This is a genomic window from Xenorhabdus santafensis (assembly GCF_033949405.1).
Classification (GTDB): domain Bacteria; phylum Pseudomonadota; class Gammaproteobacteria; order Enterobacterales; family Enterobacteriaceae; genus Xenorhabdus; species Xenorhabdus santafensis.
Map to the genome: position 1 here is coordinate 1 of NZ_VCDN01000494.1, position 291 is coordinate 291.

The following is a 291-nucleotide window of genomic DNA, read 5'->3' on the forward strand; positions in this document are numbered from 1 at the left end:
GGTACACGTGATACGTATACGAAACAAGGTGTACCAATTACAGTAAATGGTGTTTCTATTATTAAAGTAGGATCGACAATTGAAGAAGTTTCTACAGCAGCTGAACAATATTTAGGAAAAGAAACGGAAGAGTTAAAAATAGAAGCAAAAGAAGTTTTAGAAGGGCATCTTCGTGCTATCTTATCTTCTATGACAGTAGAAGATGCGTATAGTAATAGAGAGCAATTTGCTCAAAAGGTACATGAAGTAGCTTCTACAGATTTAAAGAAGATGGGACTTCGCATTGTTTCT

At 35.1% G+C, this 291-nt stretch carries 1 protein-coding gene; it reads left to right on the plus strand.

Translation table 11 applies throughout. The features are described from left to right. Positions 1–291 (plus strand): SPFH domain-containing protein (locus tag FE392_RS23175; protein ID WP_319932019.1); only part of this gene is annotated, 291 nt, incomplete at both ends.